13 protein-coding genes are annotated in these 15,884 nt (G+C 78.5%); 9 read left to right on the top strand and 4 right to left on the bottom strand.

The window, feature by feature from the left end; translation table 11 throughout:
- Nucleotides 1–289: 289 nt before the first annotated feature.
- Together QNH85_RS07395 and QNH85_RS07390 are read right to left on the bottom strand one after the other, a co-directional pair.
- Nucleotides 290–1,156, bottom strand: a complete 867-nt coding sequence (locus tag QNH85_RS07395; RefSeq protein WP_282945552.1) for an alpha/beta fold hydrolase — start codon at nucleotides 1,154–1,156, stop codon at nucleotides 290–292.
- Complete coding sequence (locus tag QNH85_RS07390) at nucleotides 1,153–2,628, bottom strand: aldehyde dehydrogenase family protein (protein WP_282945551.1); 1,476 nt, start codon at nucleotides 2,626–2,628, stop codon at nucleotides 1,153–1,155. Before QNH85_RS07390 ends, QNH85_RS07395 begins: the two co-directional genes overlap by 4 nt.
- Nucleotides 2,629–2,860: 232 nt before the next feature.
- On the opposite strand from QNH85_RS07390, the gene QNH85_RS07385 reads away from it, so the two are divergent.
- The 9 genes from QNH85_RS07385 (at nucleotide 2,861) to QNH85_RS07340 (ending at nucleotide 13,882) form a co-directional block, all read left to right on the top strand.
- Nucleotides 2,861–4,555: a carbamoyltransferase family protein gene (locus tag QNH85_RS07385; protein WP_282945550.1), complete on the top strand. Its 1,695-nt coding sequence runs from the start codon at nucleotides 2,861–2,863 to the stop codon at nucleotides 4,553–4,555.
- Complete coding sequence (locus tag QNH85_RS07380; RefSeq protein ID WP_282945549.1) at nucleotides 4,552–6,180, top strand: HAD-IIIA family hydrolase; 1,629 nt, start codon at nucleotides 4,552–4,554, stop codon at nucleotides 6,178–6,180. The genes QNH85_RS07385 and QNH85_RS07380 overlap by 4 nt, the downstream gene beginning before the upstream one ends.
- Nucleotides 6,177–7,208, top strand: coding sequence for a glycosyltransferase family 9 protein (locus tag QNH85_RS07375; protein ID WP_282945548.1), 1,032 nt, complete (start codon nucleotides 6,177–6,179; stop codon nucleotides 7,206–7,208). Before QNH85_RS07380 ends, QNH85_RS07375 begins: the two co-directional genes overlap by 4 nt.
- A complete protein-coding gene (locus tag QNH85_RS07370; RefSeq protein ID WP_282945547.1) occupies nucleotides 7,205–8,188 on the top strand; it encodes a glycosyltransferase in 984 nt (327 codons plus the stop codon). The genes QNH85_RS07375 and QNH85_RS07370 overlap by 4 nt, the downstream gene beginning before the upstream one ends.
- Nucleotides 8,185–9,396, top strand: a complete 1,212-nt coding sequence (locus QNH85_RS07365) for a glycosyltransferase (protein ID WP_282945546.1) — start codon at nucleotides 8,185–8,187, stop codon at nucleotides 9,394–9,396. Before QNH85_RS07370 ends, QNH85_RS07365 begins: the two co-directional genes overlap by 4 nt.
- Nucleotides 9,393–11,540, top strand: coding sequence for a PfkB family carbohydrate kinase (locus QNH85_RS07355; protein ID WP_346016301.1), 2,148 nt, complete (start codon nucleotides 9,393–9,395; stop codon nucleotides 11,538–11,540). Before QNH85_RS07365 ends, QNH85_RS07355 begins: the two co-directional genes overlap by 4 nt.
- The gene (locus QNH85_RS07350; RefSeq protein ID WP_282945545.1) at nucleotides 11,537–12,247 is read left to right on the top strand and encodes an SDR family oxidoreductase; all 711 of its coding nucleotides are present in this window, start codon (nucleotides 11,537–11,539) and stop codon (nucleotides 12,245–12,247) included. Before QNH85_RS07355 ends, QNH85_RS07350 begins: the two co-directional genes overlap by 4 nt.
- A complete protein-coding gene (locus tag QNH85_RS07345; RefSeq protein WP_282945544.1) occupies nucleotides 12,238–13,218 on the top strand; it encodes a glycosyltransferase family 9 protein in 981 nt (326 codons plus the stop codon). Before QNH85_RS07350 ends, QNH85_RS07345 begins: the two co-directional genes overlap by 10 nt.
- Nucleotides 13,219–13,483: 265 nt before the next feature.
- A complete protein-coding gene (locus QNH85_RS07340; RefSeq protein ID WP_282945543.1) occupies nucleotides 13,484–13,882 on the top strand; it encodes a hypothetical protein in 399 nt (132 codons plus the stop codon).
- A gap of 7 nt (nucleotides 13,883–13,889) precedes the next feature.
- On the opposite strand, the gene QNH85_RS07335 is transcribed toward QNH85_RS07340, so the two are convergent.
- Together QNH85_RS07335 and QNH85_RS07330 are read right to left on the bottom strand one after the other, a co-directional pair.
- Complete coding sequence (locus QNH85_RS07335; RefSeq protein WP_282945542.1) at nucleotides 13,890–14,885, bottom strand: UDP-glucuronic acid decarboxylase family protein; 996 nt, start codon at nucleotides 14,883–14,885, stop codon at nucleotides 13,890–13,892.
- Nucleotides 14,882–15,835, bottom strand: a complete 954-nt coding sequence (locus QNH85_RS07330; protein ID WP_282945541.1) for a glycosyltransferase family 2 protein — start codon at nucleotides 15,833–15,835, stop codon at nucleotides 14,882–14,884. The genes QNH85_RS07335 and QNH85_RS07330 overlap by 4 nt, the downstream gene beginning before the upstream one ends.
- Between the last annotated feature and the right edge of the window lie 49 nt (nucleotides 15,836–15,884).

The raw sequence follows: 15,884 nt of genomic DNA, 5'->3' as shown, positions 1-15,884 counted from the left end.
GCGTGGCCGTGCCGGAACAGGTCCCGGGCCAGCGGCTCCAGGAACCGCCACGACTCGTACACCCCGGGCAGCAGCAGCACCGCCGGCCGGCGGGCGGGGTGCGGGTCGGTGTACGTGTCCGGCGTGGTGCGCGAGAGCAGGCCCTGCACCTGGCGGGCCCCGGCGTACACGTAGTCGAGCGCCCACCACGCGGCGTGCCGCAGCAGCCGGACGGGCCCCGGGCGTGCGGGCACGGGGCTCGGCGGCACGGGGCGCGGCGGCACGGGGCTCGAAGGCACCGGGCGCGCGGTCACCGGGCGTCCCCGCGCAGCTCGGGGACGCCCTCGCGCAGCTCGGGCACGTCGTCGCGCAGCTCCGGCACGCCGTCGCGGACCCAGCGGCCGACCAGCGGCGCGTGCGTCGCCATCGGGATGTGCCCGGCGTGCGGGACCTCCCGCACGGCGCCGCGCGGGGCGAGCCGCGCCAGCTCCCGCACCCACTCGCGGCTCGCGACCGGGTCGTCAGCGCCGCGGACCAGCAGGGCCGGGCCGGGCAGCCGCGCGACGGCCGCGGCGGTGTCGTAGGCGAACATGTGCGGCAGCACCGCGGAGTACCACCGGGGGCCGGCCCGAAGGTAGTCGGTCAGCACGATCGCGTTCACGCCGGGCGGCTCGTGCAGCCCGTCGCGCGCGAGCCGCCCGGCCTGCCGGAGCACGGTGGGCGCGGCGGCGTCCACGACGCTGCCGATCATCAGCACCCGCTCCACGACCTCCGGGGCCCGCAGCATCGCCTCGGCGACCACCTGCGCGCCCATCGAGTGCCCGACGAGCACGGCCCGGTCGACGCCGCGGTGCCGCAGCACGGCCAGGACGACGTCCGCGAGGTCCTCGACGGTGGGGACCCGCTCCGGCTTCGGGCTGCGGCCGAACCCCGGCAGGTCCGGCACGAGCACCCGGCGGTCCCGCGCGAGCTCGGCGGTCAGCGGCCGGAAGTACCGCTCGGACACCCCGATCCCGTGCACCAGGACGACGGCGGGGGCACCGGGGTCGCCGGCGTCCGTGACGACGACGCCCGCGGCCGGGTCGAGGCCGCGCGGGCGGGCGCCCCCGACCGTCCGCGCGAGCCACCGCCCGGGTGCCCGGCGGTCGTCCGACCGCGCGCCGCGCAGCACGCTCACGCCCCCGGCGCCGGCTCGAGGTGCACGGCCTTGAGCACGGTCATCGCCGCCAGCAGGTCCGGCCCGTACCCCGCGCCCGCGCCGCTGTCCCGCCGGGGGTCGGCGGAGCCGCCGGGCGCGCCGCCGAACACCGCGTTGATCTTCACCGTGCCGACCTCGAGCTCGTCGGCCGCCCGGAGCGCGTGCTCCAGGTCGGGCGTCAGGACGGTGGCCGCCAGCCCGTACCGCCCGGCGGAGGCCAGCCGCAGCCCCTCGTCGAAGTCGCGGACGCGGGTGACCGCGGCCACGGGGCCGAACGTCTCCTCGGTGAGCACCGCCATGTCGGCCGTGCAGCCGTCGAGGACGGTCGGCGGGTAGTACGTGCCCGGACCCTCGGGCGTCGTGCCGCCGGTCAGGGCCCGCGCCCCGGCCGCGAGCGCGCCGGAGACGTGCGCCTCGACGACGGCGCGCTGCTCGGCGTCCACGAGCGGGCCGAGCCCGGTCGCCGGGTCGTCGGGGGCGCCGACGACGAGCGCCTCGGCGATCGCGACCAGCTCGGCCAGCACGGCGTCGGCGACCTCCTCGTGCAGGTACACCCGCTCGACCGACGTGCAGAGCTGCCCCGTGTTGGTGAAGGCCCCGGTGGCGATCTGCCCGGCTGCCCACGCGGGGTCGACCCCGGCGTCCACGAGGATCGGGTCCTTGCCGCCGTTCTCGCGCAGCACCCGCGCGCCGCGGGCCCCGGCCGTCGCCGCGATCCGGCGGCCCGTCGCGGTGCTGCCCACCTGGGCGACGAGCGCCACGCGCGGGTCGTCGACGAGGGCCTGCCCGGTCGCCCCGTCGCCGTTCACCACGTTCAGGACGCCCGCGGGCAGCGCCTCGGCGACGAGCCGGCCGAGGTGCCAGCCGGGGACGGCGGACCGCTCGGACGGCTTGTGCACGACGGTGTTCCCGGTGACGAGCGCGGCGGCGAGCAGGCCGGCAGCCGCCGGGTACGGGTCGTTCCACGGCGTGATCACCGCGACCACGCCGTGCGGCTCCCGCCGGACCACGTCGAGCGCGCCGCCCGCGCCCGCGAGCGTCCGGCCCGTGGCGCCGAGCCCGGTCGTCGCGGCCTCCTCGAGCAGCTCGGCCGCCACCAGCGCCGACTCCACGGACTGGCCCAGCAGGCGGCCGGTGGCGGCGCAGAGCTCGGCGCCGAGCACGTCGGCCTCGGCGCGCACGGCGGCCGCGGCGGCCCGCAGCGCGGCGGCGCGCTCCCCCGGCGCGGTCCGGCGCCAGGCGGCGCGGGCGGCGTCGGCCGCGGTCACCGCCTCCGTCACCTCGGCGGCCGTCGCGGTCACCAGCACGAGGGCGGGCTCGCCGGTGGTGGGCGCGACGCGCAGCACCTCCCGGTCACCGGCCGCGGGGCGCACGTGCCCGTCGACCAGGTGCTCGGCGAGGCGGCTGCCCGCGGCGATCTGCTGCTGCGGCGTGGCGGACGTCAGGGTCACGTGGGCCTCCGGAGGGTCGTGAGGAGCAGGAACGGGACGGTTCGGAACGGGTCAGAGAGCGGATCGGGACGAACCGGACGGATCGGAAGCACGGTTCAAGATGCGAACCGTGCTTCACCCGGACAGAGTGGCGCGGAGCACACGATCGCCGGGTCCAGCCAGCGGCCCGAGCCACGTCCCCTCGTACGTCGAGCACCTCGACTCTGTACGACTCAGGGAAGGTCGGCCACTCATGCGCATCCTGGGCGTCAACGCCATCTACCACGACCCCTCCGCCGCCCTCGTCGTCGACGGCCAGGTGGTCGCCGCGGCGGAGGAGGAGCGGTTCAGCCGCCGCAAGCACGGCAAGCGGCCCGTGCCGTTCGCCGCGTGGGAGCTGCCGGAGCTGTCGATGCGCTGGTGCCTCGACGTCGCGGGCCTGCGGCCGGAGGACCTGGACGCGGTCGCGTACTCGTTCGACCCGGCGCTGTCCAAGCCGGCCGAGGAGCTCGGCCTCACGGACCCGTGGGACCACCTGCGGCTGATGTACGCGGAGAAGGCCCCGAACTTCCTCGCCACGGCCCTGCCGGGCCTCGACCGGTCGCGCGTCCGGTTCGTGCCGCACCACGTCGCGCACGCCGCGTCCGCCGCGCTGGCCTCGCCGCACCCGACCAGCAGCGTGCTCGTGCTCGACGGCCGCGGCGAGCGGGCCTCCCACCTGGCCGGCCGGTACGTCGACGGCCGCCTCGAGGTGCTCGCGAGCCAGGAGCTGCCGCACTCGCTGGGGCTGGTGTACGAGTCCCTCACCGAGCACCTGGGGTTCCTGCGGTCCAGCGACGAGTACAAGGTCATGGCGCTGGCCTCCTACGGGAAGCCGCGCTTCCTGGACGAGCTGCGGGACGTCATCCGCGCCACGGGCGACGGCGGGTTCGTCGCCGAGGCCCCGGACTGGAGCCGGTGGGCGCCGGCCCGGGTCGACGACGGCACGTGGGGCGGCGACCACGCGGACCTGGCGTGCTCGGTGCAGGCGCGGCTGGAGGAGGTCCTGGTCGACCTCGCGCGCTGGCTGCACGAGCGCACCGGGGACCGGGTGCTGACGATGGCCGGGGGCACCGCGCTGAACTGCGTGGCGAACTCCCGGATCTGGCGCGAGTCGGGCTTCGAGGAGATGTGGGTGCAGCCCGCGGCGGGCGACGCCGGCACCGCCCTGGGCGCCGCGATGCAGGTCGCCGCCGACGAGGGCGAGCCGCTGCACCCGATGCCGTCCGCGGCGCTCGGCCGGTCCTGGTCGGACGAGGAGATCGCGGCGCGGCTGCGGCTCGCGAAGGTGCCGTTCACGACGCCCGCGACGACCGAGGAGCTCGCCGCGGAGGTCGCCGGCGTGCTCGCCGACGACGGCGTGGTCGCCTGGTTCGACGGCAGGAGCGAGTACGGCCCGCGCGCGCTCGGCCAGCGGTCGCTGCTCGCGCACCCCGGCCGCGCGGAGAACCTGGAGCGCCTGAACGACGTCAAGGGCCGCGAGCAGTTCCGGCCCGTCGCGCCGATGGTGCTGCTCGACCACGCCGCGGAGATCTTCTCCGCCGGGCCGATCCCGAGCCCGTACATGCTGTTCGTCCACACCGTCGCGCAGGAGTGGCGGGACCGGATCCCCGCCGCCGTGCACGTCGACGGCACCGCCCGCATCCAGACCGTCGACCCCGCCGTGCAGCCGCGCCTCGGCGCCACGATCGAGGCGTTCCGCGACCGCACGGGCCTGCCGGTCGTGATCAACACGAGCCTCAACACCGCGGGACGGCCGATGGTCGACGACCCGCGGGACGCCCTGGAGCTGTTCGGCTCCGCGCCGGTCGACCTGCTGGTCATGGGGCCGCACCTGGTGCGCCGGGCGGCGGTGTTCGCGGCGCCCGACGGGTCCCGGCAGGAGCGGGCCGGGGCGGTCGCGCCGTGACGGGCCCGCGGTGGTCGGTGGTCGTCCCGACGATCGGGCGCCCGCAGCTCCGCGCGATGCTGGGGTCGCTGGCTGCTCAGCGGTTCGACGCGCTCCCGGCGCCGGAGGCGGTGGTCGTCGTCGACGACCGGCCGCTCGCCGACACCACGCCGCTCGACCTCGCCGACCTGGCCCCGCTGCCCGCCCCGCTGCGGGTGCTGCGGTCGGGCGGGCGGGGACCGGCGGCGGCCCGCAACGCCGGCTGGCGGAGCACGCGGACCCCGTGGGTGGCGTTCCTGGACGACGACGTCCTGCTCCCCGAGGGCTGGGCCGACGCGTTCGCCGCCGACCTGGCCGCCGCGGGCCCGGACGTCGCCGCCACGCAGGCGCGGCTGCACGTCCCGCTGCCCGCCCACCGGCCCCCGCTGGACTGGGAGCGCAGCACCGCCGGGCTCGAGGGCGCGCGGTGGGCGACGGCGGACATGGCGTTCCGCCGTGAGGCCCTGGAGCAGGCCGGCGGCTTCGACGAGCGGTTCCCGCGGGCCTACCGGGAGGACTCGGACCTCGCGCTGCGGGTGCGGCTCGCGGGCTGGGTCCTCACGCGCGGGACCCGGACCACCACGCACCCGGTCCGGCCCGCGGACGACCGGGTGAGCGTGCGCGTCCAGGCCGGCGCGGCCGACGACGCGCTGATGCGGGCCCTGCACGGTCCCGGCTGGCGCGAGCTGGCCGAGACCGGACGCGGCCGGTTCCGGTGGCACGTCGCGACGGTCGCCGCAGCCGGGCTCGCGGCCGGTGCGGCACTGACCGGGCACCGCCGGCCGGCGGCCCTCGCCGGCGCGGCGTGGCTCGCGCTGACGGCCGACTTCGCGCGCCGGCGGATCGCGCCGGGCCCGCGCCCCGGCGAGCCGGACTGGGCGCCCGAGTGGCGCCGGATGGCGTGGACCAGCGCCGTGATCCCGTTCGTCGCCGTCCGGCACCGGCTGCGCGGCACGCTCGCGCACCGCGGCGGCGTCGACCCGTGGCCCGTCCCGGTGCGGGCGGTCCTGCTCGACCGGGACGGCACGCTCGTGCACGACGTGCCCTACAACGGCGACCCGGCGCAGGTGCGACCCGTCGACGGCGCGCGCGAGGTGCTCGACGCGCTGCGTGCGGCGGGGATCGCCGTCGGCCTGGTGTCGAACCAGTCGGGCGTCGCCCGGGGCGTCCTGACGCGGGCCCAGGTCGACGCCGTGAACGCGCGGCTGGCGGAGCTGGTCGGACCGTTCGGCACGGTGCAGGTCTGCCCGCACGGCCCGGACGACGGGTGCACCTGCCGCAAGCCCGCGCCGGGCATGGTGCTCGCGGCCGCGCGCGCTCTCGGGGTGCCGCCCGCCGCCTGCGCCGTGGTCGGGGACATCGGCGCGGACGTCGACGCCGCGGTCGCCGCGGGAGCCCGGGCGGTGCTCGTGCCGACGCCGGCGACCCGGCCGGAGGAGGTCGAGGCCGCGCCGGAGGTCGCACCGGACCTGTGGTCGGCCGTCGCGCGGCTCGTGCCCGGCGTGCTGCCGCCCCGGCACCGCCCGGAGCCCGCGCCCGGCGTGCCGGACAGCGCGGCCCGGGGCAGCGCGGCCAGCGGCACCGAGGCCGAGGGGGCGGCGGCGTGAGCCGGGTGCTGGCCGTCCGGCTCGACAGCGACGGCGACGTGCTGCTGACCGGCCCGGCCGTCCGGGCGCTGCGCGCGCTGGGGCCCGTCGACGTGCTCGCGTCCCCGCAGGGCTCGCGGGCCGCCGCGCTGCTGCCGGGCGTCGACGAGGTGCTGACCTTCGACGCCCCGTGGAGCGGCTACCGGCCCGCGGTGTTCGACCAGGCGGCGGTCGCGCAGGTCGTCGGCGCCGTCGCGGACCGCCGCTACGCCCGGGCGGTCGTGTTCACGTCGTTCCACCAGAGCCCGCTGCCGACCGCCCTGCTGCTCCGGCTCGCCGGCGTCCAGCACGTGGCCGCCACCAGCGAGGACTACCCCGGGTCGCTGCTCGACGTGCGGCACCGCCGCCCCGAGGGCCTGCACGAGGTGGAGGCCGCGCTGGACCTCGCGCACGCCGCCGGCGGGCACCTGCCCGCCGGCGACGACGGGCGGCTCGCGGTCCGCGGCCCGCTCCCCGAGGTGCACGGCCTCGTCCCGGACCGGCCGTACGTGGTGCTGCACCCGGGCGCCTCGGTGCCCGCGCGGGCGCCCCGGCCGGAAGACGCGCGCGCCGCGGTGGCCGCGCTCGCCGGCGCGGGGTGGCCCGTGGTCGTCACCGGCGGGCCGACCGAGCGCGGGCTGACGGCCCGCGTCGCCGAGGGCGTGCCCGGGGCGGTGGACCTCGGCGGGCGCACCGACCTCGCCACGCTCGCCGGCGTGCTGGCCGGGGCCGCCGCGGTGGTCGTCGGCAACACCGGGCCCGCGCACCTCGCGGCCGCGGTCGGGACCCCCGTGGTCTCGCTGTTCGCGCCGGTCGTGCCGGCGGACCGCTGGGCGCCGTACGGGGTGCCGACCGTGCTGCTGGGCGACCCCGGCGCACCCTGCGCCGGCACCCGCGCGCGGGAGTGCCCGGTGCCCGGCCACCCCTGCCTCGCCGGTGTCGACCCGGCGGAGGTCGTGGCCGCCGTCGACCGGCTGACCGCCGACGCCCGGGCGGGGGTGCCCGCATGAGGGTCCTGGCCTGGCACGTGCACGGGTCCTGGATGACGTCGTTCGTCCAGGGCGACCTCGACTACGTGATCCCCGTCGACGCCGGGCGGACCGCCGACGGGCTCGGCCGCGCCCGCACGTGGGACTGGCCGGATCGGGCGCGGGAGGTGCCCGTCGAGCGGCTGCGCGACGAGCCGGTCGACGTGGTCGTGCTGCAGCGCCCGCGGGAGCTGGAGCTGCTGCAGGAGCTGACCGGCCTGCGGGCCGGGGTGGACGTCCCGGCGGTCTACGTCGAGCACAACACCCCGACGGGCCCCGCCGTGGCGACCCGCCACCACCTCGCCGACCGCAGCGACGTCCCCGTCGTGCACGTCACCCACTACAACGCCCTGGTCTGGGACAACGGCAGCGCGCCGACCACCGTGATCGAGCACGCCGTGCCGGACCCCGGCCCGCTGTACACGGGCGAGCGCGCGCGGGTCGCGGCGGTGGTCAACGAGCCGGTCCGGCGGTGGCGGGTCGCGGGCACCGACGTGCTGCTCGACCTGGCCGCGCAGGTGCCGGTCGAGGTCTACGGCATGGGGATGTCCGCCCTCGCCGAGCGCGCCGCGGCGGCGGGGCTGCGCGGCGACCTCGCGCTGACCGGCCACCTGCACGAGGACGTCCGGCAGTCCGAGCTGCACCCGCGGCTCGGGCAGGCCCGCGCGTACCTGCACCCGTACCGGTGGACCAGCCTCGGGCTGTCGCTCGTCGAGGCGATGACGATCGGGATGCCGGTCCTCGCCCTCGCCACCACCGCGGCCCCCGAGTCCGTGCCCCCGGAGGCCGGCGTCGTCTCCAGCGACCCCGCGATGCTCGCGGCCGCGGCCCGGCGCTGGCTGGCCGACCCCGACGAGGCCCGCGAGCGCGGCGCCGCCGCCCGCGCCCACGCCCTGCGGCGGTTCGGCATGGCGCGGTTCCTGTCCGACTGGCAGCACGTCCTGACGGAGGTGACCCGATGAGGATCGCGATGGTCTCGGAGCACGCCAGCCCGCTCGCCGTCCTCGGCGGCGTCGACGCCGGCGGGCAGAACGTGCACGTGGCGGCCCTCGCCACGGAGCTCGCCCGGCTCGGCCACGAGGTCGACGTCTACACGCGGCGCGACGACCCGGGCACGCCCGAGCGGGTGCCGCTCGCGCCGGGTGTCGAGGTGGTGCACGTCCCCGCCGGTCCACCGGTCGCCCTGCCCAAGGACGAGCTGCTGCCGCACATGGGCGAGTTCGGCCGGTGGCTCGCGGACCGGTGGGCCGCGACCGGGCCGCCGGACGTCGCGCACGCGCACTTCTGGATGTCGGGGCTCGCGACGCTCCAGGCGGCCGAGCCGCACAGCGTGCCGGTCGCCCAGACGTTCCACGCCCTCGGCTCGGTCAAGCGCCGGCACCAGGGCGCCGCCGACACCAGCCCGCCGGGGCGGGTGCGGGCGGAGGTCGTCGTGGCGCAGCGCGCGGACGTCGTCGTCGCGACGTGCTCGGACGAGGTCGCCGAGCTGGGCCGGATGGGCGTGCCGGAGTCGCGCACCCGCGTCGTGCCGTGCGGCGTGGACGTGCGGCACTTCTCCCCCGCGCGGCGGCAGGGGCGGCCACCGGGCGGCCCGCGGCTGCTGTGCGTCGGCCGGCTCGTCGAGCGCAAGGGCGTCGACACCGTGGTCCGGGCGCTCGCCGACCTGCCGGACGCGGAGCTGTCCGTCGCCGGCGGCCCGCCGCGGGATCGCCTGGCCGGCGACCCGGAGGCGCAGCGGCTGCTGGACGTGGCCCGGGAGGTCGGCGTCGCCGACCGCGTGCACCTGCTCGGCGGCGTCGGGCACGCCCGGATGCCGGAGCTGATCCGGTCGGCGGACGTCGTCGTCGCGACCCCCTGGTACGAGCCGTTCGGCATCGTGCCCGTCGAGGCCGCGGCCTGCGGGGTGCCGGTGGTCGGCAGCGCGGTCGGCGGGCTGCTCGACACCGTGCAGGACGGCCGGACCGGCGTCCTGGTCCCGCCGCGCGACCCCGCGGCGCTCGCCGGTGCCCTGCGCGCGCTGCTCGACGACCCCGGTCGCTGCGCGGCATACGGTCGCGCGGCCCGGCGGGCGGCCGTGTCCCGCTACGCGTGGGACCGGGTGGCCGCGCAGACCGCCGCCGTCTACCGGACGCTCGTGCGCCCGGCGCTGCGGGCGGTGAGCGCCGGATGAGCGCCGCCACCTGGCTCGAGGAGCACACGCGCGAGGTCGGCGGGGCGCTGGAGGCCCTGCGGGGCGAGGCGCCGCGGATCGACCGGTGGGCCGGCACCCTGGCCGCGGTGCTCGGCGCCGGCGGCCGGCTGCTCGTCGCCGGCAACGGGGGCAGCGCCGCCGAGGCGCAGCACCTCACCGCCGAGCTCGTGGGGCGGTTCCGCGAGGACCGGGACCCGTACTCGGCGATCGCCCTGACGGCCGACACGTCGACCCTCACCGCCGTCGTCAACGACTACGGGGCGGACGAGGTCTTCGCCCGCCAGGTGCAGGCGCACGGGCGGCCGGGCGACGTGCTCGTGCTGCTGTCGACGTCGGGCACCAGCCCCAACGTGCTGCGCGCCGCCGAGCGCGGGCGCCGGCTCGGCCTGACCGTGTGGGCGCTGGCCGGGCCCGCGCCCAACGCGCTCGCCGGTCTCGCGGACGACGCCCTGTGCGTCGCCGCCCCGACGACCGCCGCGGTGCAGACGGGGCACCTCGTGGCGCTGCACGCGCTGTGCGCGGTCTTCGACGAGCACGTGCTGGCGGGGACCGGTCCCGGACGGAGTGTCCGGCCGGGCACGCCGGCGCGCGTCGGGCACGACGCTCCGGCCGACGAGGTGCGGAGCGTGCGGGAGGTGCAGGGCGTGCCCGGCGGGCGGGACGCGGGCACGCTCCACGACGGGCGCGCGCCGGGGCGCCGACCGCGGGTCGTGGTCGTCGGCGACGTGCTGCTCGACCGCGACGTCGACGGCACCACCGAGCGGCTGTGCCCGGACTCGGCCGCGCCCGTGCTGGACGTCGCGGCGGTGCGGGAGAGCCCCGGCGGTGCCGGCCTGGCGGCCCTGCTCTGCGCGGCGTCGGGCGCGGACGTCACGCTGGTGGCGCCCGTCGCGGACGACGACGCGGGGCGCCGGCTCGCGGGGCTGCTGGCGCCGGAGGTGACCCTGGTGGCCCTCCCCCACGCCGGCCCGACCCGCACCAAGACGCGGGTGCGCAGCGGCGGCCAGTCGATCGTCCGGCTGGACGAGGGCGGCCCCGGGCACCCCGAGGACGTCGACGTCGAGGCCGTCCGGGAGGCGCTGCTGGGCGCGGACGCCGTGCTGGTGTCCGACTACGGCGCCGGCACCACGCGGGACCCGCGGGTGCGGGCGCTGCTCGCCGAGACCGCGCCCCGGACCCGCACCGTCTGGGACCCGCACCCGCGCGGAGCCGACCCTGTGCCCGGCACGCTGCTCGTCACGCCGAACGTGGCGGAGGCGCGGCGCGCGCTCGACGCCGGGGCGCCGACTCCGCCCGACCGGCTCGCGGCGTCCCTGCGCGACGCCTGGGGCGTGCGCGGGGTCGTCGTCACGGCGGGGGCGCTCGGGGCGTACCTGGCGGCCGCGGGCGACACCGTGTTCGTGCCCGCCCCGCCGGCACCCCACGGGGACCCGTGCGGCGCCGGGGACCGGTTCGCCGCGTCCGCCACCGTGGCGCTCGCGCGCGGTGCGGTGCCGTCCGCGGCGGTCGGCGCCGCGGTGACCGACGCGTCCGCGTGGGTGGCCGCCGGCGGGGCCGAGGGCTTCCGCCGCCGCCGCGACGAGGCCCCGCCGGCGGCCGACGACCCCGGGGACGGCGAGCACCGGCCCGGAAACGGCGCCGACCCCCTGGCGGCGCTGGCGGCCCGGCTGCGGCTGTCCGGCGGCACGCTCGTCGCGACCGGCGGCTGCTTCGACCTGGTGCACGCCGGGCACGTCGCCACGCTGCAGGCCGCCCGGCGCCTCGGCGACGCGCTGGTCGTGCTGATGAACTCCGACGACTCGGTGCGCCGGCTCAAGGGCCCGGACCGCCCCGTCGTCGGCGCACCGGACCGCGCCCGGGTCCTCGAGGCCCTGGACTGCGTGGACGCCGTCGTGGTGTTCGACGAGGACGACCCGCGCGCCGTCCTCGACCGCCTGCGCCCGGACGTGTGGGTGAAGGGCGGGGACTACGGCGGCACCCGGCTGCCCGAGGCGGACGTCGTCGAGCAGCACGGCGGCCGGGTGGTCCTGCTCCCGTACCTGGACGGCAGGTCCACCACCTCGATCCTCCAGCGCACGGGCGCCGCCCGCAGCGCCTCCCGCTCGTCGAAGGAGCTCTCGTGACCGCTCTCCCGCCCCTGACCCCCCGTCCGCTCGGCACCGTCGTCGTCACCGGGGGCGCGTCCGGTCTCGGCGCCGCGGTCGTCGACGCCGTCGAGGCCGCCGGCGGCAAGCCCGCCGTGCTCGACCGCGTCCCGCCGCGCGAGGGCGTGCCGTACGTCGAGGTCGACCTGTCCGACTCCGCCGCCGCGGCGGCCGCCGTCGAGCAGCTGGTGCTCACCGCCGGGGAGCCGACCGGCGTCGTCACCGCCGCGGGCACCGACGCGTGCGGACCGCTCACCGAGATCGACACCGAGACGTGGGAGCGGGTCGTGCGGGTCAACCTGTTCGGCACCGCGGCGGTGGTCCGCGCCACGCTGCCGTACCTGGAGAAGGTGCGCGGCACCGTCGTGACCGTCGGCTCCACGCTGTCGCTGCGCGGCATGGGCGACGCGACCGCGTACGCGGCCTCGAAGTTCGGCGTCCGCGGGTTCTCGCAGGCGCTCGCCGCGGAGTACGCCGGCCGTGTCGGGGTGACGCTGCTCGTCCCCGGCGGGATGCGCACCGCGTTCTTCGACGGCCGGGCCGAGCAGTACAAGCCGGGGCCGGACGCGGACCTCAACGACCCCCGGGCCACGGCGGCCGCGGTCGTGACCGCGCTGACCCAGCCGGTGGGCAGCGAGATCCGCGAGCTGCTCGTCATGGCGTCCGGCGAGAGCTCGTGGCCGTGACGGGCGGGCCCGGGGACGTCCTGGTCCTGCGGGCGCTCGGGCTCGGCGACCTGCTCACGGGGGTCGCGGCGCTGCGTGGCGTGCGGCGCCGGTGGCCGGACCACCGGATCGTGCTCGCGGCGCCGCCCGCCGTGGGCGACTGGCTGGTGCAGGTGGGCGTCGTCGACGCCGTGCTGCCCGCCGCGGGCCTCGCGCCGCTGGCGTGGGACGGCCCGGGCGGGCACGTGGCGGTGGACCTGCACGGCCGCGGCCCGCAGAGCCACCGGCTGCTGCTCGACACCGGTCCGCGCCTGCTCGTCGGGTTCGACTGCCCGGTGGTGGGCCACCGCGGCCCCGCGTGGCGGTCCGACGAGCACGAGGTCGACCGGTGGTGCCGGCTCGTGTCCGACGCGGGCGGCCCGTGCGGGCCCGAGGACCTGCGGGTCGACGTGCCGGCACCACCCCGCAGCGGCGAGGTCGTCGTCCTGCACCCCGGGGCGGCGTCGGGCTCCCGGCGCTGGCCCGCCGACCGCTGGGGCGCGCTCGGTGCGCGTCTCACGACCACCGGGTGGGCGGTCGCGGTGACCGGAGGCCCCGACGAGCGCGATCTGTGCGCCCGCGTCGCCGCGCTGTCCGGGGCCGGGACGGTGGACCTGTCCGGATCCCTGGACCTGCCCGGGCTGGCGTCGCTGGTCGCCGGCGCCCGCCTGCTGGTGTGCGGAGACACCGGCGTGGCCCACCTCGCGACCGCCCTGGGCACGCCGTCGGTCCTGCTGTTCGGCCCGACGCCCCCCGCGTGGTGGGGCCCGCGGATCGACGCCGACCGGCACCTCGTGCTCTGGCACGGGGACCTGGACCACCCCGGCGACCCGCACGCCGAGGTGGTCGACCCCGCCCTGGACCGGATCACCGTGGACGAGGTCTGGGACGCGGTCGGCCGCGGCCTCGTGCTCACCGCGCCGCGGGACCGGCGGGTGGCCGTGGCGGACTGACCGGCGCGGCGGGCGGGCGCCGAGCCGCCCACAGGCCGGGCGCGGGTGCGTCGTCCCCCGACGGGCCGGCACCACCCCGCCCTCGGGCCGCGGCGCTGCCTAGCGTCCGCGCATGCCTGTCGTCAGCACCGTCTCCCCCGCACGACGTGAGCGCGACCCCGCTTGCTCAGTCCCTGAGCAGCTAGCGTCCCCCTCCGGTCCTCGCTACCGTGCGAGCGATCGAGCGGGACCCCGAGGCGGTACTGGGAGAGAGGTGGCTGCTGCGATGACCTACACCGTGCGGGTGACCCGGGAGGGCGCGAGCTGGCTCGCGCAGGTCGACGACGTCACGGGCGCGCACACCCACGCGCGGACGCTCCGCGGGCTCGACGAGCGGGTCCGGGAGGCCGTCGCCCTCGCCGAGGACCTCCCGCCGGGCGCGGAGGCGGGCCTCGACCTGGACTGGGACTACGCGGCGGTCGCGCCCGAGGCCGTCGAGGCGGACCGGCTCGCGCGCGAACGCGCGGACGTAGACCGTCAGCGTGACGAGATCACCGCCCACACCCGGGCTGTCGTCGGGCAGCTCGTGCGCAAGGGATGGTCGTCGCGGGACATCGCGTCGGTGCTCCGCCTGTCCGCCGCCCGCGTCGCGCAGCTGGCCGGGGAGGCGAACCGGGCGGCCTGAGCGGCCCCTACGCCGGGACCCGGACCGCCTCCGCGAACCACGCCACGGTGCGCGCGAGCCCGTCCTCCCACGTCACCTCGGGCGCCCAGCCGAGCACCTGCTGCGCGAGCGCGGTGTCCGGCCGGCGCACCTCGGGGTCGTCGACGGGGCGCTCGATCAGCCGGATCTGCGAGCGGGAGCCGGTGGCCGCGACGACGTCCTCCGCGATCCGCCGGACGGAGAGCTCCGTCGGGTTCCCGATGTTCATCGGGCCGGGGTGCCCGGACGCCGCGAGCGCGAGGATGCCCCGCACCAGGTCGTCGACGTAGCAGACCGACCGGGTCTGGCTGCCGTCGCCGGCGACCGTGATCGGCTCCCCGGCGAGCGCCTGCCGGATGAACGTCGGGATCGCGCGGCCGTCGTGCGGGCGCATCCGGGGGCCGTAGGTGTTGAAGATCCGGACGATGCCGGTGTCCACCCCCTCCGCGCCGCGGTACGCGGTGGTCAGCGCCTCGGCGTACCGCTTCGCCTCGTCGTACACGCCGCGCGGGCCGATGGGGTTGACGTGGCCCCAGTAGTCCTCGGTCTGCGGGTGCACCTGCGGGTCGCCGTAGACCTCGGAGGTGGAGGCGAGCACGAAGCGGGCGCCCTTCTCCTTCGCGAGCCCGAGGGCGTGCAGCGTGCCGAGCGCGCCGACCTTGAGGGTCTGGATGGGCAGCTGCAGGTAGTCGATGGGCGACGCCGGGGACGCGAAGTGCAGGACGAGGTCCACCGCGCCGGGGACGTGCACGTAGTCGGTGAGGTCCGAGCGCACGAGGCGGAAGCCGGGGTCGTCCATGAGGTGCGCGACGTTGGCGGGGTTGCCCGTGAGGAAGTTGTCGAGGCAGACCACCTCGGTCCCGGCCTGCCGCAGCGCGGTGCACAGGTGGCTCCCGAGGAACCCGGCGCCGCCGGTGACGACGGCGCGGCGGAACGGGCCGGTGCGGGCGTGCGGGGCGGCCTGGTCGGGGCGGGTGCCGGTCATCGGGGCTCCTCTCGGTCGGCCGGTGCGGTGGCCACGGCGCTGTGGTCGGTGGGCGGGGTCGGGTGCCGGGTGGGGCCGGCGGCGGGCGGCGCGTCGAGCAGGGCCCGCAGCGACAGGACGCGCGGCGGGGTCACGCGCCGCTCCCGCAGCGCGCGGAGGTCGCGCACCGGGGCGGCGAGCCGGCGCCGGCGGGGGGGTGTCCGGGCGGGGGAGCGCGCGTCGCGGGCGACGTCCCGCCACGGGAGCCGGAGGATCGCGGTGAGCAGGTGCGAGCGGGTCGCGGCCGTCACGCGCGCCCCCGGGCTGTGCCGGCGCGGCGAGGGGTGGTGGTGGACCACGGCCTGCGGTGCGTGCACGATCGCGTGCCCGGCGGCGGCCAGGTCGAGCGCGAGCCGCTCCTCCTCGCCCGGGAACCGCACGACGTCGTCGAACCCGCCGGCGGCGAGGAACGCGTCGCGCCGGACGATCGCGGCGCAGGCCATGAACCCGAGGGCGGTGGGCAGGTCCGTCCGCGGCGGCCGCGGCAGCGGGGAGGCCGCGAGGACGTCGTTGAACGGGTCGGGCCGCTCCTCGGGCCCGACCAGGACGCGGGCCTGGACGACCGCGACGTCCGGGTCGGCGTCCAGCACGTCGGCGACGAGCGCGAGCGACCCGGGCGCCCACCACGAGTCGTCGTCGGCGAACGCGACGTAGGGCGTCTCCGCGAGGCGCACGCCGAGGGTCCGGGCGGCGGCGCCCAGGTTGCGCCCGGCCTCGACGACCCGCACGTGGGGGTGCGCCGCCCGGACGGCGGCCGCGGTGCCGTCGGTGGAGCCGTTGTCGACCAGGATCACGGGCGCGCGGTGCCGGCCGAGGGACTGCACGAGCTCGTCGCGCCGGTCGCGGCTCATCACCACGAACGTGACGCGCGCGTCCTCCACCCCCGGCCCGGGTCGCTCCTCGTCCGTCACGCTGCCTGTCTACCGCCGGAGCAGGTGCGGCGCGACCGCTCGGGGGCCC

The organism is Cellulomonas endometrii (assembly GCF_949769265.1).
Classification (GTDB): domain Bacteria; phylum Actinomycetota; class Actinomycetes; order Actinomycetales; family Cellulomonadaceae; genus Cellulomonas; species Cellulomonas endometrii.
Note: the sequence above shows the minus strand (reverse complement) of the source record. Positions and strands in the feature narration are given on the sequence as shown.